The sequence below is a fragment of the Caballeronia sp. dw_19 genome, assembly GCF_018449515.1.
GTDB lineage: Bacteria > Pseudomonadota > Gammaproteobacteria > Burkholderiales > Burkholderiaceae > Caballeronia.
On the sequence record NZ_JAAVUQ010000063.1, the window covers coordinates 13,582 to 28,007 of the forward strand.

13 protein-coding genes are annotated in these 14,426 nt (G+C 59.9%); 7 read left to right on the plus strand and 6 right to left on the minus strand.

The features are described from left to right. Positions 1-2 precede the first annotated feature (2 nt). Together HB376_RS38610 and HB376_RS38615 are read right to left on the minus strand one after the other, a co-directional pair. Positions 3-1,523 (minus strand): mannose-1-phosphate guanylyltransferase/mannose-6-phosphate isomerase, encoded by a 1,521-nt coding sequence (locus HB376_RS38610; protein WP_213768949.1) that lies wholly within the window; start codon positions 1,521-1,523, stop codon positions 3-5. A 142-nt stretch (positions 1,524-1,665) separates the two neighbouring features. Continuing rightward, positions 1,666-2,667 (minus strand): helix-turn-helix domain-containing protein, encoded by a 1,002-nt coding sequence (locus tag HB376_RS38615; RefSeq protein ID WP_089160240.1) that lies wholly within the window; start codon positions 2,665-2,667, stop codon positions 1,666-1,668. A 1,373-nt stretch (positions 2,668-4,040) separates the two neighbouring features. Between HB376_RS38615 and HB376_RS38620 the strand changes: the two genes are divergently transcribed. The 4 genes from HB376_RS38620 to HB376_RS38635 all read left to right on the plus strand — a co-directional run bounded on the left by HB376_RS38620 (position 4,041) and on the right by HB376_RS38635 (position 8,049). Beyond that, positions 4,041-6,278: a hypothetical protein gene (locus HB376_RS38620; protein ID WP_255631830.1), complete on the plus strand. Its 2,238-nt coding sequence runs from the start codon at positions 4,041-4,043 to the stop codon at positions 6,276-6,278. A gap of 430 nt (positions 6,279-6,708) precedes the next feature. Further along, the gene (locus HB376_RS38625; RefSeq protein WP_213768950.1) at positions 6,709-6,891 is read left to right on the plus strand and encodes a hypothetical protein; all 183 of its coding nucleotides are present in this window, start codon (positions 6,709-6,711) and stop codon (positions 6,889-6,891) included. A gap of 462 nt (positions 6,892-7,353) precedes the next feature. Beyond that, positions 7,354-7,494, plus strand: coding sequence for a hypothetical protein (locus tag HB376_RS38630; protein ID WP_213768951.1), 141 nt, complete (start codon positions 7,354-7,356; stop codon positions 7,492-7,494). 12 nt (positions 7,495-7,506) lie between these two features. Next, entirely contained in the window at positions 7,507-8,049 is a 543-nt protein-coding gene (locus tag HB376_RS38635) for a GDP-mannose mannosyl hydrolase (protein ID WP_213768952.1), read from the plus strand. 264 nt (positions 8,050-8,313) lie between these two features. On the opposite strand, the gene galU (HB376_RS38640) is transcribed toward HB376_RS38635, so the two are convergent. Continuing rightward, positions 8,314-9,246, minus strand: coding sequence for a UTP--glucose-1-phosphate uridylyltransferase GalU (gene galU / locus HB376_RS38640; RefSeq protein ID WP_213768953.1), 933 nt, complete (start codon positions 9,244-9,246; stop codon positions 8,314-8,316). 277 nt (positions 9,247-9,523) lie between these two features. On the opposite strand from galU (HB376_RS38640), the gene HB376_RS38645 reads away from it, so the two are divergent. Together HB376_RS38645 and HB376_RS38650 are read left to right on the plus strand one after the other, a co-directional pair. Continuing rightward, a complete protein-coding gene (locus HB376_RS38645) occupies positions 9,524-10,708 on the plus strand; it encodes a helix-turn-helix domain-containing protein (protein ID WP_255631831.1) in 1,185 nt (394 codons plus the stop codon). A gap of 142 nt (positions 10,709-10,850) precedes the next feature. After that, a complete protein-coding gene (locus HB376_RS38650) occupies positions 10,851-11,441 on the plus strand; it encodes a phosphatase PAP2 family protein (RefSeq protein WP_213768954.1) in 591 nt (196 codons plus the stop codon). 50 nt (positions 11,442-11,491) lie between these two features. Here the strand turns inward: HB376_RS38650 and galU (HB376_RS38655) are convergent, their stop codons facing one another. From galU (HB376_RS38655) to HB376_RS38660, 3 genes are all read right to left on the minus strand, one after another. Beyond that, on the minus strand, positions 11,492-12,412 hold the full coding sequence (gene galU, locus HB376_RS38655) for a UTP--glucose-1-phosphate uridylyltransferase GalU (RefSeq protein WP_213768955.1): 921 nt from the start codon (positions 12,410-12,412) through the stop codon (positions 11,492-11,494). Between the two features lie 92 nt (positions 12,413-12,504). Continuing rightward, on the minus strand, positions 12,505-12,639 hold the full coding sequence (locus HB376_RS41565; RefSeq protein ID WP_255631832.1) for a hypothetical protein: 135 nt from the start codon (positions 12,637-12,639) through the stop codon (positions 12,505-12,507). A 37-nt stretch (positions 12,640-12,676) separates the two neighbouring features. Further along, a complete protein-coding gene (locus HB376_RS38660) occupies positions 12,677-12,820 on the minus strand; it encodes a hypothetical protein (RefSeq protein WP_165092361.1) in 144 nt (47 codons plus the stop codon). Between the two features lie 291 nt (positions 12,821-13,111). Between HB376_RS38660 and HB376_RS38665 the strand changes: the two genes are divergently transcribed. Beyond that, on the plus strand, positions 13,112-14,290 hold the full coding sequence (locus tag HB376_RS38665; RefSeq protein ID WP_213768956.1) for an acyltransferase: 1,179 nt from the start codon (positions 13,112-13,114) through the stop codon (positions 14,288-14,290). Positions 14,291-14,426: the final 136 nt, after the last annotated feature.

A 14,426-nucleotide genomic window follows, 5' to 3' on the forward strand; every position in this document is an offset into this window, starting at 1 on the left:
GTTTAACTGCACCGGCCGTACTTGTCGTCGAATCTGACGATGTCGTCTTCGCCGAGGTAGGTCCCAGACTGCACTTCAATGATTTCAAGCGGCACGCGACCGGGATTCTCAAGACGGTGGCGCACGCCGAGCGGGATGTAGGTCGATTCGTTTTCGCTCAGCAGAAATTCCTCTTCTCCCCGCGTGACGAGCGCTGTGCCGCTTACAACGACCCAATGCTCCGCGCGGTGGTGATGCATTTGCAGCGACAGGCGCGCGCCCGGATTCACCACGATGCGCTTCACCTGGAACCGCTCGCCGTGATCGATGGAATCGTAGAAACCCCACGGGCGGCGAACCTTTCTATGCGCGTCGGCTTCCGGCGACTTCGCAAGCTTGATGCGCGATACAAGTCCCTTGATGTCCTGCACGCGTGAGCGATCGGCCACCAGCACCGCGTCGTCGGTCTCCACCACGATCAGGTTCGTCGTGCCCACACACGCCACGAGCCTGCCGCCTTCCGAGCGCGCGTAACTCGCGGTCGAGCCTTCGAACAAGACCCGTCCGCTTGCCGCGTTGCCGGATTCGTCCTTCTCCATTGCATCCCAGACCGCGTCCCACGAACCGAGATCGGACCAGCCGGCTTCAAGCGATACGACCACGCCCTTGAACGGCGAACCGGGCTTGCCGAGGTGCTCCATCACCGCGTAGTCGATCGAATCAGAGGGTGACTTCGAGAACTCCGCAGCGCATGGACGCAAGTATCCGTCTGCGTTATTCAATTGTTCGTACGACAAGACACACGCCGCGTGCATCTCCGGCTGGAGTTGTTCGAGTACGGCAAGCCATACCGATGCGCGCACGACGAAGATGCCGCTGTTCCACCAGTAATTACCGGCTGCCACGTATTGCGTCGCCAGTTCCGCGGGCGGCTTTTCGACGAAGCGGTCAATGCGGTGCGCGCCGTTTTGAAGTGCGTCGCCCAGGCGGATGTAGCCGAAGCCGGTGTCGGGGCGCGTAGGAGGAATGCCGAGCGTGGCGATGTCGCCGGCCTGCGCAAAACGCGCGGCAGTTTCGATGGACGCATGCAGCGCATCGAGATCGGCAATGGCATGGTCGGCCGGCATGGCCACGAGGATGGCGTCCTGACCGTCGGCACAGGCGGCCAGTGCGGCAAGCGTGAGGGCGGGGGCGGTGTCGCGGCGGGCAGGCTCGACCACGATGCGCGCAGTCACGCCACTTTCACGCACCTGCTCGGCGGTTGCGAAGCGATGTTCTTCGCCGCACACGATGACCGGCTCCGCCACCACGTCCCACGCTGCGGGGAAATGCTTCATGCGCTGCACGGTGGCCTGTAACAACGACTCGGTGCCGATCAGGCCGATCAGTTGCTTCGGAAATTGTTCCCTCGATACCGGCCACAGGCGTGTGCCTGACCCGCCCGCGAGAATCACCTGCACGAGACGACGGCACTCCGTGTTCACTCCCGGAGCAGTAATCGTCTCAACGGTTTCCTCGATGTCCTGCCTGACCTTGCTGTCCATTTTAGTATTCCTATATTCTTTAACCCGTTCCCCGGGCGGAGCTGCGCGCGCCATTTGCACCGATCGTCGACTCCGGTTCAGCCGAACCGCTTGCGTCTCAACGCTCCGTGACTACGGTCAAAAAAACCTGGCCTTACCCCCATCAGACGCCGGCATCGCGGCGGCTTTGCATCCGGTATTCGGTTGGTGAAATAAGAAGGCGCTTGCGGAATATCTTGGCGAGACGGTCGCCGTTGCCCATGCCGCTGCGGCGCGCGATCTTGTCGACCGGCAGTTCCGAATCAGTGAGCAACGTGCAGGTCACGGCAAGGCGTGCTTGCAGCAGATAGTCCGAGGGCGTGATGCCCATCTCGATCTTGAAGCGGCGCAGGAAGTTGCGTTCACTCATGGCCGCCACTTGTGCTGCATCCACGACCGAGATCGGCCGCTCGCAGTTGTCCTGGAGCCAGCGCGCTGCGGTGCGGATCTTGTCGCCGGCAGAGGCCGTGCCGCTATCGCCGAGCAACGGAACGAGCTTGGACGCCGAGCCGGGCATGAGACGTTCCGCAACCCCGCGCGCCACGTCCACGCCGAGGTCGCGCTTGATCATCAGCAACGCGCCCTTCATGGACTCGTAGCGGTCTCCCGCTTCGCTCGCCTGCTCTTCGCGTACGGCGTGCATCATCGAATGACCCACGCGGATCTGCGTCTCGGCCGCGTGGCCGATGCCCGCGGCATCGAGCACCTTGCGCCCTTCCGCGATCGACTTGACCACCGTGGTCTTGGAATGCACGCGGCGCAGCCATTCCACGATGCGTTCGTCGCCCGCCGCACCGTCCGCGCCCTTGCCGCCGGCCACGAACAATGCGTCGAAGCCGCCGTAGTGGCGTGCATCGAGGCCGTCAGTCCACACCCGTACCGACGACGAACACGCCACGTTGCCGCCTTCGACGGACAGGAAACGCACGTCGTAGGTCCAGTCGTTGCGCGCTCTCAGGACGGCCAGTTCATTCGCGACATGGAAGACCTCCGCGACAATCCCGGCGCCGAGCAGCGAGAAGCCGTCGAACAGCAGGATCGCGATGCGGCGGATCTCTGCCTGCGTGGTGCGGGGGGCCGGCTGTAGCCATCCCATTACGGCGGGTTCAAGACTGGCGTACGGCATGGCGTTCCCCTGCGAACTTGTTGAATCCAACGTGATTGGATAGTGGGTTCTCATTGCGGTGCATCATAGACACCCTCAAGTTTTATTAGGTTGTCGTGACTGAAAGTAGCGAGATGTTGGCGGAAAAATTCCGGCGTCGCCATTCAAATCCTTTTCAGTGCGTGCGCTGCCTATCATTCGGTAAATTTGAATACGTCCGTTCGGTAATTTTGTAAATAGATTGAATGACCGGGATTTTGATTTCGAATGGCACATTGCAAGAGGAATGCCAGTCCAATTCGACAGCACATATCGGACAGGGCTGTCCAAGGCCGCGAATGTCATACAAATCAACCTTCCGCGCGGTTTATAAAGGCCCGCGCGGCAAGGCTTCCCGCGGCATTCGCGGGTCCGGCGCAGACGCGGCCAGAGCGCGAGTAGCGGTAAACGTTGCGTGAGTGAAACATGGGAAATCGTGATTAAAAACTCATTTCACGAAGAGTTGCCTTTTTAACTCTCTGTTTAAGCCCTTGAAAAAACACTTCTAATTAAAATACAAGTGTTAAATCACGCCTTCAAAGCGCTCTGGCAATTAGCAACATAATCCGGCAATGTGCGGTGGCGCACATACTTCGATTCTTTTCTTATATTTACCAAAATGACGTTTCACGATGGAAACAAAATCATTTCATCTGATAAAACCCAATTCAACGTCAAATGAAATACCTCCAGCTGGCAGTCGCCGGCAATGAATCCGGCTACGACGGGGCGTGCGGGTTCATCGAATGAGGATCAAATGAACGCGGAGGCCGCAAAGGCCAAGCGAAAAAATCCGCCAGCGTGGCGGCGGATGACGACTCGGCGCAACCACTCACATACCAGTTGTCAGCAGCCCTGCGCTTGCGTCGTTAAGTGCGATCGCCCGCCTACGCTCGGACGGCGTATCCCGGAGCAGCCCCCGCTGGTTTTGATACAGATTAGTTACGCATGCGCCGGTTGGCCGAAGGACCACCAAACAATGCCGGATCGGCCAGATTGTCGCGCTATCCCGCCACCCATATACGCCCGGATGGTTCGATACCGTCAGCATCCGACAACGTCCATCGCCATGACTGGCGTGTTCGTTGCAGCTCGCCTATCCTCAGCGCAATCGGAAGTGGCACGAGCAGGTACTCCTGACGCCGCGCGCCTGCTCGCAGCACCTTTGAACAGTGCCTTATGTTGCATCGCGAGATAGAAACTTGCAGGCATTTACCGGGTGATTGAGCACCGCAGCGCAGCGCATGCGAAAACGTTTCATTCAGGTAGCACGAAGGTGGAGAGTGCCGTTTTTCCTCGGTGGAAAACACCGTCGCCGCGGACTCGAACCACCCGGCTCTCGACCCCGGGGTGTAATGAAAAATTTATCGATCGAAAGACTCGCCGCACATAGGGCACCGCGCCCGCCCCAGCTGCTGGCTCAATACACCAGGTTCGCGCTGGCCTTCGTCGTCGCGGTGTCCGTCTGTGCTTGCCGGGGCGAAAACGCTGCAGCTCAGGATGCGTCCGCCACGCCCACCGATACCGTCAGAATCGACGGCAGTTCCTGGACACCTTGCGCGGCGGAGTACGAGCGTTGCTCCTTCGACGGCGCGAGGAAGGTGCTCTACGGCACGCCTGAGAAGCACGTAGTCAAGACCTTCGCGGGCGGCACGGGTTGCGACAACGGCGTGTTCGACGACCCCGCGCCGGGTGCATCGAAGCGTTGCTGGGTCGAAGCCAGCGCGGACAGCGCCATGGCGCGCTTCGTAGCCGACTCGCCGCCCCCCTCCTCCCCACTGCCGATGCAATGCAGCCCGGCTGCCGCGCCAGTCGATGCGCCAGCTTCCGGCGACGCTATCGAAGCCGATACGCCCGGCAGCGACGGCACGCGCATGTTCCCGCTCCGCAAACCGTTCGAACTCGCGCTGACCACCCGGGCCACGTCGGCCGGCGCGCTTGCATGGCGGATAGAGGATGCGTGGAACACGGTCAAGGCAAGCGGCCATTTCGCCGTGACGCCTGGTGCGCATACATCGACTATCAAGTGCACATCGCAGGCCGCCGGCTACTTTTCGATCTCCGCACAACTTGATGCGGCCAATGCAGCGCCCGCCGTGTTGCCGTCGCGCGGCACGCGGCCAGCGGGCATCGCCACCTTTGGCGTGCTGCCCGAGCTCACCGCGGTCCTGCCGGCCGTCACGTACAAGTACCCCGATCTGCATCGCTTCGGTGGTCAGGGCGCGGCGTATTTGCGGCCCGGCCAGACATGCTGTTCCGGCGATGGATATCGGCCACTCTATCCCGACCTGGGCCTGACATGGGTCAACGACAACCGCAACTGGTACATGACCGAGCCGCAAGCGCCGAACACATTCAATCCCGCCGCCGACAACCTCGCGCCGTTCTTCAAACCCGGCGACCTGCTGCGGCTGATCCAGCTCGATGGCATTCCAGGCTGGGCGAATCGTACGGGCAAGGACACGCACAGTTACGCACCGTCCTCGCTTGCCGACTACAGCGCCTATATGAAGCGCGTAGGCGAAGAATCGAACCGGGTGCGCTCGAGCGTGTTTCCTCAGCAATCGAATAACTACTATCAGGTGAGCTGGGAACCCGACTATGAAGGCGGCCTGCCGTGGCGCGATACGGACGCCAATCTCGTCGCCATGTACAAAGCGACTTACGAAGCGATCCACGCTACCGATCCTCATGCGGTCGTGATGGGCCTGACGTTGTCGTCGCTGGGGAAAAACACCGAGTGGCTGAACCGGCTCGCACCGCTTGGCATTGCGAAGTATCTCGACGGCGTGAGCGCGCATGGTTACTACGACGTGGGGACGTCGCCATCGCATCCGCCAGAACGCATGGCGGGTAACAGCGATCCGCAGAAAGCCGCACAAAGCTTGCCCATGATGATGCGCGGGCTGCGTCACGCCATGACGCAGATGCTTAAACCGGGCGCGAAACTGTTCATCACCGAGTCGGGTATCAGCTATGACATCGGCACGAAATACGGGAGCGCGACGCCGTCGGCGAACGTGCTGTATGCCCAGGGCGCGCTGGTCTCACGATCGCACCTGATCCTGCTCGGCGAGGGCGCGGACATGAGCTATATCTTCTACACGGCCGATCCGACCGAAGTGGGTTATGGCATCTTCTTCGATCTCGTCAACGCCGAAGGCGGCTACGGCCAGACGCAGATCAGCCCGAAGCCCGCAGCCATGGGCGTAGCCGCGATGACCCGCATTATCGACGGCACCAGCACGCTTGGGCCCATCAAGAACACGCCGCCCGGCGTCTATGCGTATGCGTTCCAGCGCCTGAACGGCGGCAAGGTCGTGACCGCACTGTGGACGCACGAGAATGCGGTTTGGCCGGGGGCATCCGGATTCAGCGAGACGCATGGCGTGAAATACACCTTGCCGGTGGATGCAGCGGGAACATCCGGAACGGTTACCGTGCTCGACATGATGGGCAATCCGTCCACGCTGCCTTATGCAAACGGCCGCGTGGCGCTGACGCTGACCGAGGCGCCGGTGTATGTGGTGTCGCAGAATGCCGGCGTGGTGAAGGCGAACGTCAACACGCCCGAAGGCTACGTGGCGCAGTAACCCTTGCCGTCGCTTGCACGGGTGTTGGCAGGTATTGGCATGCCCCGGTCATCCGCTTTGGCCGGGCGCTCTTCGTTGACGTTTCTCAGTCAACGCTCGTTTCTCATTCAACGCTCGCGCGTGGTGCCGGCTATCGACGCCGCATGAAAACAGCGCTAAAGCAGCACGTTTTCACGCTCCACAGCGTTTCAGGACTCCATCGAATTTTTGCGAAAGTTCCGACAGAAGCGGATTCCCGCGTGCCTTACATTCGATCTCCATGACGACAGTCGAAGCAATCGAAGCAATCGAAGGACAGGGCATTGCATGTTCGAGAGCCGCTGGAGTCATCTGATTCGTCCACGCCGCCAAGCCTTGGCGCGTCCGTCCGTGCCATTCGTGCCATCGAGCACATCGTTTGTAGGGCAGTGGTGACCCCACTGCAATCGCCATGAAACACCATGAACCAGGGCATGCCGCCGCATCTGCGGGCGGCCTCCTTTTCGCCGCCATACTCGGCTGCCTGAGCGTGCTGAGCGCTTGCCCACCTGAAAATGTCCGCGACACCAGCGGGGAGATGAAGCCTCCCGCAGGCGCGTCGGTTGAAGCGCCCACGGACGTCACGGACCGCTGATACGCCGCGAACAAGAGGCATCGAGGGAAAGACCGCCGTGGTTCGGCCAGCTACGCCAAAGTGCTGAACGCTGCGTCCGTTCAACCACGCGCCCTGGCATGGTGAGTTGCAGCAAACGGCGCGGTGACCAACGTCGTGGGCGTGCACGCACCGTGTATGCCGCGAATAACCGGCTTGCCTGGTTTGCGAGGAACACAGGATGATCCAGGTACACCTTCCATCGGAAGTCGCTGCTTTCTTCCTGCCTATGACGCATTCGCCAGGACGCTCAAGGACGATTTCTCCGATTGGCTTCCAAACGCGATCTTTCGGCGTAATAAGCCAGTTCAAAGCCGATACGGCAGCGATGACCGCGCGCTAAACTGGCTCATCTGCATAAAATGCCGACGCGGTGAACGCAGACACGCAAACATTGCGTGTCTGGCCGCAAACACAGCGATCCAAAGCACACTCGGAACCATCATGGACGGCCTGCGCTGGACGACGATCATCGTCGTCGCAATGCTCGGCGGTGGGTTGGCAGTCTGCGCGCTGATCGCCCTAGTGGTGCTTTTCATTGGCCACGTCGCCGCGCGCTTATTCAATAACGATGAACATGACTGAGGTACCACAAGCGTGACCGATCTCTCTTCGTTTTCATCAGTCGCCGCCGCTGCGCAACAGGCCGATCTTCTTAAGAAAGCGCCACCGTTCGAGGCGTCCCCGCTCCTTGATGACGCGGACTTCCTTAACGCCATTCGGCTGACACCGCTTGTGTCCATTGACCTGATCGTGACCGACGGCAACCGCCGCGTGCTGCTGGGACAGCGTCGCAACCGGCCCGCGCAAGATACCTGGTTCGTGCCGGGCGGCCGGGTCCGCAAAGGCGAAACGCTCGACGCCGCGTTCACACGCGTAGTCCGCGATGAGCTGGGCATAGCCAGCGTACAGCGCTCGTCGTCGCGTCTGTTCGGCGTGTTCGAGCACCACTACTACGATAACTTCGCAGGCGTACCGGACATTGCCACGCACTATGTCGTGCTCGCTTATTCGATCATGCTGGGCGGCTCGGTACCGATCGGCCGCTTCGATCAACACAGCGACTACGCATGGCTGATGCCCGCAGAAGTGCTGGCTCGCGAAGACGTGCACCCGAACGCAAAAGCGTACTTTCGTTAAGGACCGCAGGTGGACCACCGGTGGCGCTATAAGCGGCTCGATGAGCCGCTTTTTTTACGTGCCGCACGCGAAAAAAAAGCCCGCGCGTAGCGGGCTAAAGACCATAGCGCGCGCCGGGGGGCTGGCGCTACGTACAACGCGGTTCATGCTGCAATTCGAATCCTGTTCAACTTGTTCGCCTGACGTGTCTGCAGCTAACGCCAGTGCCGCGCGTTGATCGATTCATGGTTCATGAAACTCGGCTCGCGAACGTAGCCGACTCATTCAGCCGATCAGTTCCGGCGCCTCACCGAGCGGTTCCTCGTTCGTCACCGGCGCGGGGTTGCGGCTCGCGAGAAACGCCCGTAAGTAGGCTTTGAACGGCTCGGCCACTTCCGGGTGACGTAACGCGAACTCCACGGTGGCCTTCAGATAACCGAGCTTGCTACCGCAATCGAAGCGCTTGCCTTTGTACTGGTAAGCAAGCACCTGTTCATGCGCGAGCAATGCCTGGATCGCATCGGTCAACTGGATCTCGCCGCCCGCGCCCGGCTTCTGCATGCGCAGATGCTCGAAGATGCGCGGCATCAGCACATAGCGCCCGACGACGCCCAGGTTGGACGGCGCCAACGCCGGCTCAGGCTTCTCCACCATACCTGCTATCTTGAAGAGTCCGTCCTCCCACTGCCGGCCTTCAATCACGCCGTATGACCCCGACTCGCGCGGATCGATCTCCTCCACGCCCACCACCGACGAGTGATAACGGTTGAATACTTCGACCATCTGCGCCATCACGGGCGGCTCGCCATCGAGCAGGTCGTCGGCGAGCATGACGGCGAACGGTTCGTTGTCGATCAGCTTTTGCGCGCACAGCACGGCGTGGCCGAGTCCGAGCGGCTCCGCCTGGCGCACGTAGACACAGTTGACGTGGGACGGTTTGATGCTGCGTACGAGTTCAAGCAGCGCACGTTTTCCGCGCGCCTCGAGCTCCGCCTCAATTTCGTATGATTTATCGAAGTGGTCTTCGATCGCACGTTTGCCTCGGCCCGTGACGAAGATCATTTCCGTGATGCCGGCCGCGACCGCCTCTTCCACCGCATGCTGGATCAGCGGTTTATCGACGATGGGCAGCATTTCTTTCGGACTTGCCTTGGTGGCAGGAAGAAAGCGCGTACCGAGTCCTGCGACGGGAAACACCGCCTTGCGTACCTTAAGCATGTCCGACCCCCTTGTTTTGTCCGGCGCTCGACGGGCCAGGATTCCAGTCAATGCAGTCTTTCGCAACGCCTCGTGCAATGCCCCATGCTATGCGAACGAAAGACCCCGTGACTGTTTTTTTCATCACTGATGGTCAGCTTATTACTTGAATATCGAAACCATCTGCCAACATCTCGTTCTTTTCAGACGACTGCCCTGATGCTTCTGCGGCGCCGCGTATAGTGCGACGCATACGCGACCAATCCCCGCCGCCCGGACCGACAACGGAGACAAGTTGATGGGACACGCCAATGGTATGAGCCGGCTGCAAATCGTGCGATTGCCGAGTGCCGACCCTGCGTCCGCACCTGCGCCGGTGCCCGATGCATCCCGCTCGAACTGGCACGCGCCCGAGCATGCAACCGCCTCCGGAGCCGCGCACGAGTCAGGCCCAGGATCAGCACACGAAGCGATGCAAGAAGCCATGCATGAAGCGATACAGGAAGGGAAGGCCGCGCCCAAGCGGATCGGCATACTGATCTTCGAAGACTTCTCGCTGGTCGAGGTGAGTTCGATATCAGAGGTGTTTTCGTTCGCCAACGAGATTCACACGTTGTCCGATTCCGCTGCCGTCAGGTCCGGCGCGGCGCCGGATTACGCGTTGCTGTTCCTGTCGAGCGATGGCGGCAGCGTTGCCAGCAGTTGCTCCATGCGCATCTGGACCGAGAGTCTCGACACACGCTGGATGAGCGAGTGCGACGCCCTCTTCATTGCAGGCGGCGAAGGCGCGCAGCGCGCGAAACTGGACACGCAGTTGCTCAGGCGCTTAAGCAGGGTTGCACCGAAGATATCGTTTGTGAAGGCCATTGGCGAAGGCTCGCAGATCCTGGCGGCGGCGAACCTTTCATTGCAAAACCGGGCGCCCGACTTCGAAGACCCGGCGGCGGCGTCCGCCCTGACGAGTTCGCTGTTTATCGCCGAGCAGACACTTACGCTCGATGACCCCAAGGGTCCGATCGCGGCCGCGCTGTCCATCATCAAGCGTGATTATGGTCCGGCGGTGGCGCGGGAAGTATCGGAGCGTTCCATTCCAGGCGCGTGGCCGAAGTTGTCCGCCGTGCTCGACGACACCGACGTAGGTGGCGTGCGACAAAAGATCGACGCAGCGGCGCGCTGGATGCGCGAAAATTACATCCGGCCGATTTCGATTGCCGATGCCGCGCGCGTGGCGGCCATGAGCGAGCGCAATTTCCTGCGCCGCTTCAAGGCGCAGATCGGCTTGACGCCGTCGGAGTATTTGTTGCGGGCGCGACTGGATGCCAGTTGCATGCTGCTTGCCGCGACCGATCTTCCCGTCGATAAGATCGCGCGCCGATGCGGCGCCGGCAGCGGCGATGGACTGGCCAAGATATTCCGCAAGCGCCTGTCCATTTCACCGACCGAATACCGGTTGGCCGGACGCAGGAAAGCCGCGGAGGAGTGAGGAAGTTATGCCAGGTTCCGGCGCAGTTGGAAACACGGGTTAAGAGCACGCAATAGACACAACGGGCACAATAGGCACAGCGCAACAAGCGCAGCGGCGACGATCCTGATCGCCGATCAAGCGCGCGCTTTTCGGGGGGCGTATGACAAGTACGACGGCTTTGAGTTGGATCACCAATTTCGGCGATGCGGGTTTGACCATTCCCGTGGCAGCCGGATGTGCGTTGTGGTTAAGCACAACTGACAAACGCGAAGCGCTGGTTTGGGTGGGTACGTTGGTGGGCGCGTTGGCGTTGGTCGGCGTGAACAAGATCCTGTATGCGGGTTGCGGCATCGAGCTTCGTTCGATCGACTTCCGCGTGATCAGCGGCCATACCATGCTGACATCGGCGGTATGGGGCGTGACGTTCGGCCTGCTGGCCGGAAGCAGAGGCGTGAGGTGGTACAGGCTGGGCGCAGCGGCCGGGTTGGCACTGGGCGCGCTGATCGGCTTTTGCCGGGTCGTGCAGGACGCACATACCCCCATTGAAGTGGTGGCCGGCTGGTTCCTGGGTGGCGGTATCGCGTTGTTTTTCCTGCGACGCTTTTTCAAACAGCCGCGCAAGATGCCGGGGTCGATCTTTGCCGGGCTAGGTCTGCTTGCAGTGTCGACAATTGCCTATGGGCATCACGCACCGATTCAGCAAATGCTCGTGGCCTACTCACCGTGGTTATGCCGGTGGTTCGATTTCTGAAATCGCTCGCGCCAGATGTGATGGGGTGCTGGCGTGAACGAAAACCACCGCTAGAAAGGCTCGATCAACTCGGCTTGCTCGACCACTTCCGCAGGGAACAACGCGGGCAGATACTCACGCAAATAGGCCTCGAAGTCGTCACGCACCTCGGGATGCTGCAACGCGAGCTGCACGGTCGCCTTCAAATAACCAAGCTTGCTGCCGCAATCGAAGCGGGTGCCGTAGTACCGGTATGCCAGCACCTGCTCGACCGCCAGCAACGACGCAATCGCGTCGGTCAGTTGAATCTCGCCGCCGCTGCCGGCCCGCGTATTGCGCAGATGCGCGAAAATCCCCGGCATGAACACATAGCGCCCCACTACCCCAAGATTCGACGGCGCCAAAGCCGGCTGCGGCTTCTCCACGATCCCCGACAGCTTGATGATGTCCTCTTCCCACTCGCGCCCTTCGATCACGCCATAGGACGCACTGTCGATCCGGCTGATCCGCTCTACGCCAATGACAGAGCTATGGTAATGATTGAACACATCGACCAGTTGCTTCATGACCGGCTCCTTGCTGTGGAGCAAGTCGTCCGCAAGGATCACGGCGAACGGGTTTTCGCCAATCAACTTTTCCGCGCATAGCACTGCGTGGCCGAGCCCGAGCGCACTCGGCTGGCGCACATAAAAGCAGTCCACGTTCGCGGGCTTGATGTTGCGCACGACCTCGAGCAACGCCGCCTTGCCGCGCGCTTCGAGTTCCGCCTCGATCTCGTAGGATTTGTCGAAATGGTCTTCGATCGCTCGCTTACTTCGGCCCGTCACGAATATCATTTCCGTGATTCCCGCTGCTATCGCCTCTTCGACCGCGTACTGGATCAGCGGTTTATCGACGACAGGCAGCATTTCCTTCGGACTCGCTTTTGTCGCGGGCAGGAAACGAGTGCCGAGTCCCGCGACAGGAAATACGGCTTTGGTGACTTTCAGCATCGCACGCGCTTCCCTAAAATACTTTCAATTAATGCACGAACGCCCGTTCGTGCAGTATCCCGATGCATCGAATTCGTATTCATGCAAAGCTTTCAATCGGCGTTGATATTCATTAAAAGCCGCTTTTGAAAGCGTAAAATAATTTGCTGCGCCGCAAGACGATGATCCGGATCATCCTGACCGCGATGGCAGATGGCGCCAGCCGCGGCGAACGAAAAAATATTCAATTTTCCGCCGCACCGCAGCACGATCGTTCTGAAACACTTATTCCTGATCGTCCGAATGCGGAAAACGAATGCCTGACGCGTTCAGTTTCGACATGGGATCGTTACGTAGCGCGTCTCGGTAAGCCGAGACCGCGGCGAGGATCAACAAAACAGCAATACCGGCGAATGCGTGCATGTCCATGACGTACCTCTGTTTTTGAATGGTTTGAAATGAAGTTAGCAGAAAAAAAACGACAAATAATTGCTGAATAAATTCGTTACCTTTCGAACAGACCGTAGGGAGGTTTTTGCTCATCATGTACACGATGAAGTGTTTGTCACGCATATTTTTCCATTATTTGCCGGATTAATATGACATCTGCGAGTGCGCCGCTTGAGTGGTCACTTAGTGCACCGGACAAGCACCATATAAGGCGCCGCAAGGCCGGGAACCGTCTCCGGCTTTTATTCAACCTGGACACGAGGTCTTTAAATGAGCGATTCGTCCCTGCTCGATCCGGCCGGTTCCTCCTTGCAGTTACCGCTCGAACGCGCAGCCGCTGTCAGCATTGACGACCGCGATGTCGCCATCAACGCGTGGCGTGGTTTTGCTGCATTACTGGTCGCTTATTTCCACTGCCGCCAGATCACCTGGATCGGCATACAGCAATTCCACAGGACCGGGGCCAGGTTCGACCTCAACACGGTCTTCAGCTATCTCACCTTTCCCATTGCCTGGGGTTCGGCCGGCGTGCCGATCTTCTTCGTGATCAGCGGGTACTGTATTCATCGTGGAACGGCACGCAAGCTGCTAGCCAATCCCGCTGCTCCCTTCGATACCGGCAACTTCCTGATGCGCCGTTTCGCGCGTATTTATCCGGTGCTGCTTGCCGCGCTGGTGCTGACGTACGTGCTGGATACGTTCAGCCTCGGCTTCACGCCGGTCAGCCCCAAGATTGGCACGGCGGATCTGCATTTGTTCATCGTCAACCTGCTTTCGCTGCAGGGCGTGGCTGGTGGTACGTTCGGGTCGAACGGGGCGTTGTGGACGCTGTCGCTGGAAGTGCAGTTCTATCTCGTGTATCCGTTGCTGATCGCATTGCGCAGGCGGATCGGGATGAAGGCGGTGCTGGTTTGCGTCGGCATTATCAATGTGATTTCGGCGCTGGTGTTCGAGCGTCACGAGATCGTATTGTTCGCGTCGTACTGGTTTTCTTGGACGCTGGGCGCGTGGATTGCCGAGGCGAAGGCCGCGCCCGATGCGCGGAAGATGCCGAAGGGGTCCGTGAAGCTGAAGATTGCGGCGGTGGTGGTTGCGGTGATTGGTTGCGGCGCGTTCAAGTTCGGGCAATACATGGCGTTCCAGTTCTGGGCGCTGGCGTTCGCGCTGTATCTGTTCCAGGTGCTCGATAAACCCATGCGTAGCTCGTTGCCTGTAAGGGGTTTTTCGTGGCTCGGCGAGTTCAGCTTCTCACTGTATATCGTGCATATTCCGATTCTTATCCTGCTCGGATCGGTGCTGTTTCACTCGGCGCTGCAAACGACTATCTGGGCATCGTTCGCCTTCATGATCGTGCCGATTGCCGTGGCCTTCGTGTTTTATATGCTGGTCGAGCGGCCGGCGATGAACTGGTCTGCGAGTTTTAAGCGGCGTCAGAGTGGGGGCGGTTGATTTTCGCTCGCGCCGGTGGACGGGTTTGGGGGTTTGGTGGGTTTGAGCTTGGGCGGGGCGGAGTCGGGTTGGTGCTTTCGGCGGTAGTGGTCAGGGGTCAGTGCCGGGTTGGTAGGTTCTGGGGTTAGCGGTCGGA

Bases quoted from the DNA above. Each gene is read 5' to 3' on its own strand.
- HB376_RS38610 (WP_213768949.1), bottom strand. From the start codon at position 1,523: ATGGACAGCAAGGTCAGGCAGGACATCGAGGAAACCGTTGAGACGATT.
- HB376_RS38615 (WP_089160240.1), bottom strand. From the start codon at position 2,667: ATGCCGTACGCCAGTCTTGAACCCGCCGTAATGGGATGGCTACAGCCG.
- HB376_RS38620 (WP_255631830.1), top strand. From the start codon at position 4,041: ATGAAAAATTTATCGATCGAAAGACTCGCCGCACATAGGGCACCGCGC.
- HB376_RS38625 (WP_213768950.1), top strand. From the start codon at position 6,709: ATGAAACACCATGAACCAGGGCATGCCGCCGCATCTGCGGGCGGCCTC.
- HB376_RS38630 (WP_213768951.1), top strand. From the start codon at position 7,354: ATGGACGGCCTGCGCTGGACGACGATCATCGTCGTCGCAATGCTCGGC.
- galU (WP_213768953.1), bottom strand. From the start codon at position 9,246: ATGCTTAAGGTACGCAAGGCGGTGTTTCCCGTCGCAGGACTCGGTACG.
- HB376_RS38645 (WP_255631831.1), top strand. From the start codon at position 9,524: ATGGGACACGCCAATGGTATGAGCCGGCTGCAAATCGTGCGATTGCCG.
- HB376_RS38650 (WP_213768954.1), top strand. From the start codon at position 10,851: ATGACAAGTACGACGGCTTTGAGTTGGATCACCAATTTCGGCGATGCG.
- galU (WP_213768955.1), bottom strand. From the start codon at position 12,412: ATGCTGAAAGTCACCAAAGCCGTATTTCCTGTCGCGGGACTCGGCACT.
- HB376_RS38660 (WP_165092361.1), bottom strand. From the start codon at position 12,820: ATGGACATGCACGCATTCGCCGGTATTGCTGTTTTGTTGATCCTCGCC.
- HB376_RS38665 (WP_213768956.1), top strand. From the start codon at position 13,112: ATGAGCGATTCGTCCCTGCTCGATCCGGCCGGTTCCTCCTTGCAGTTA.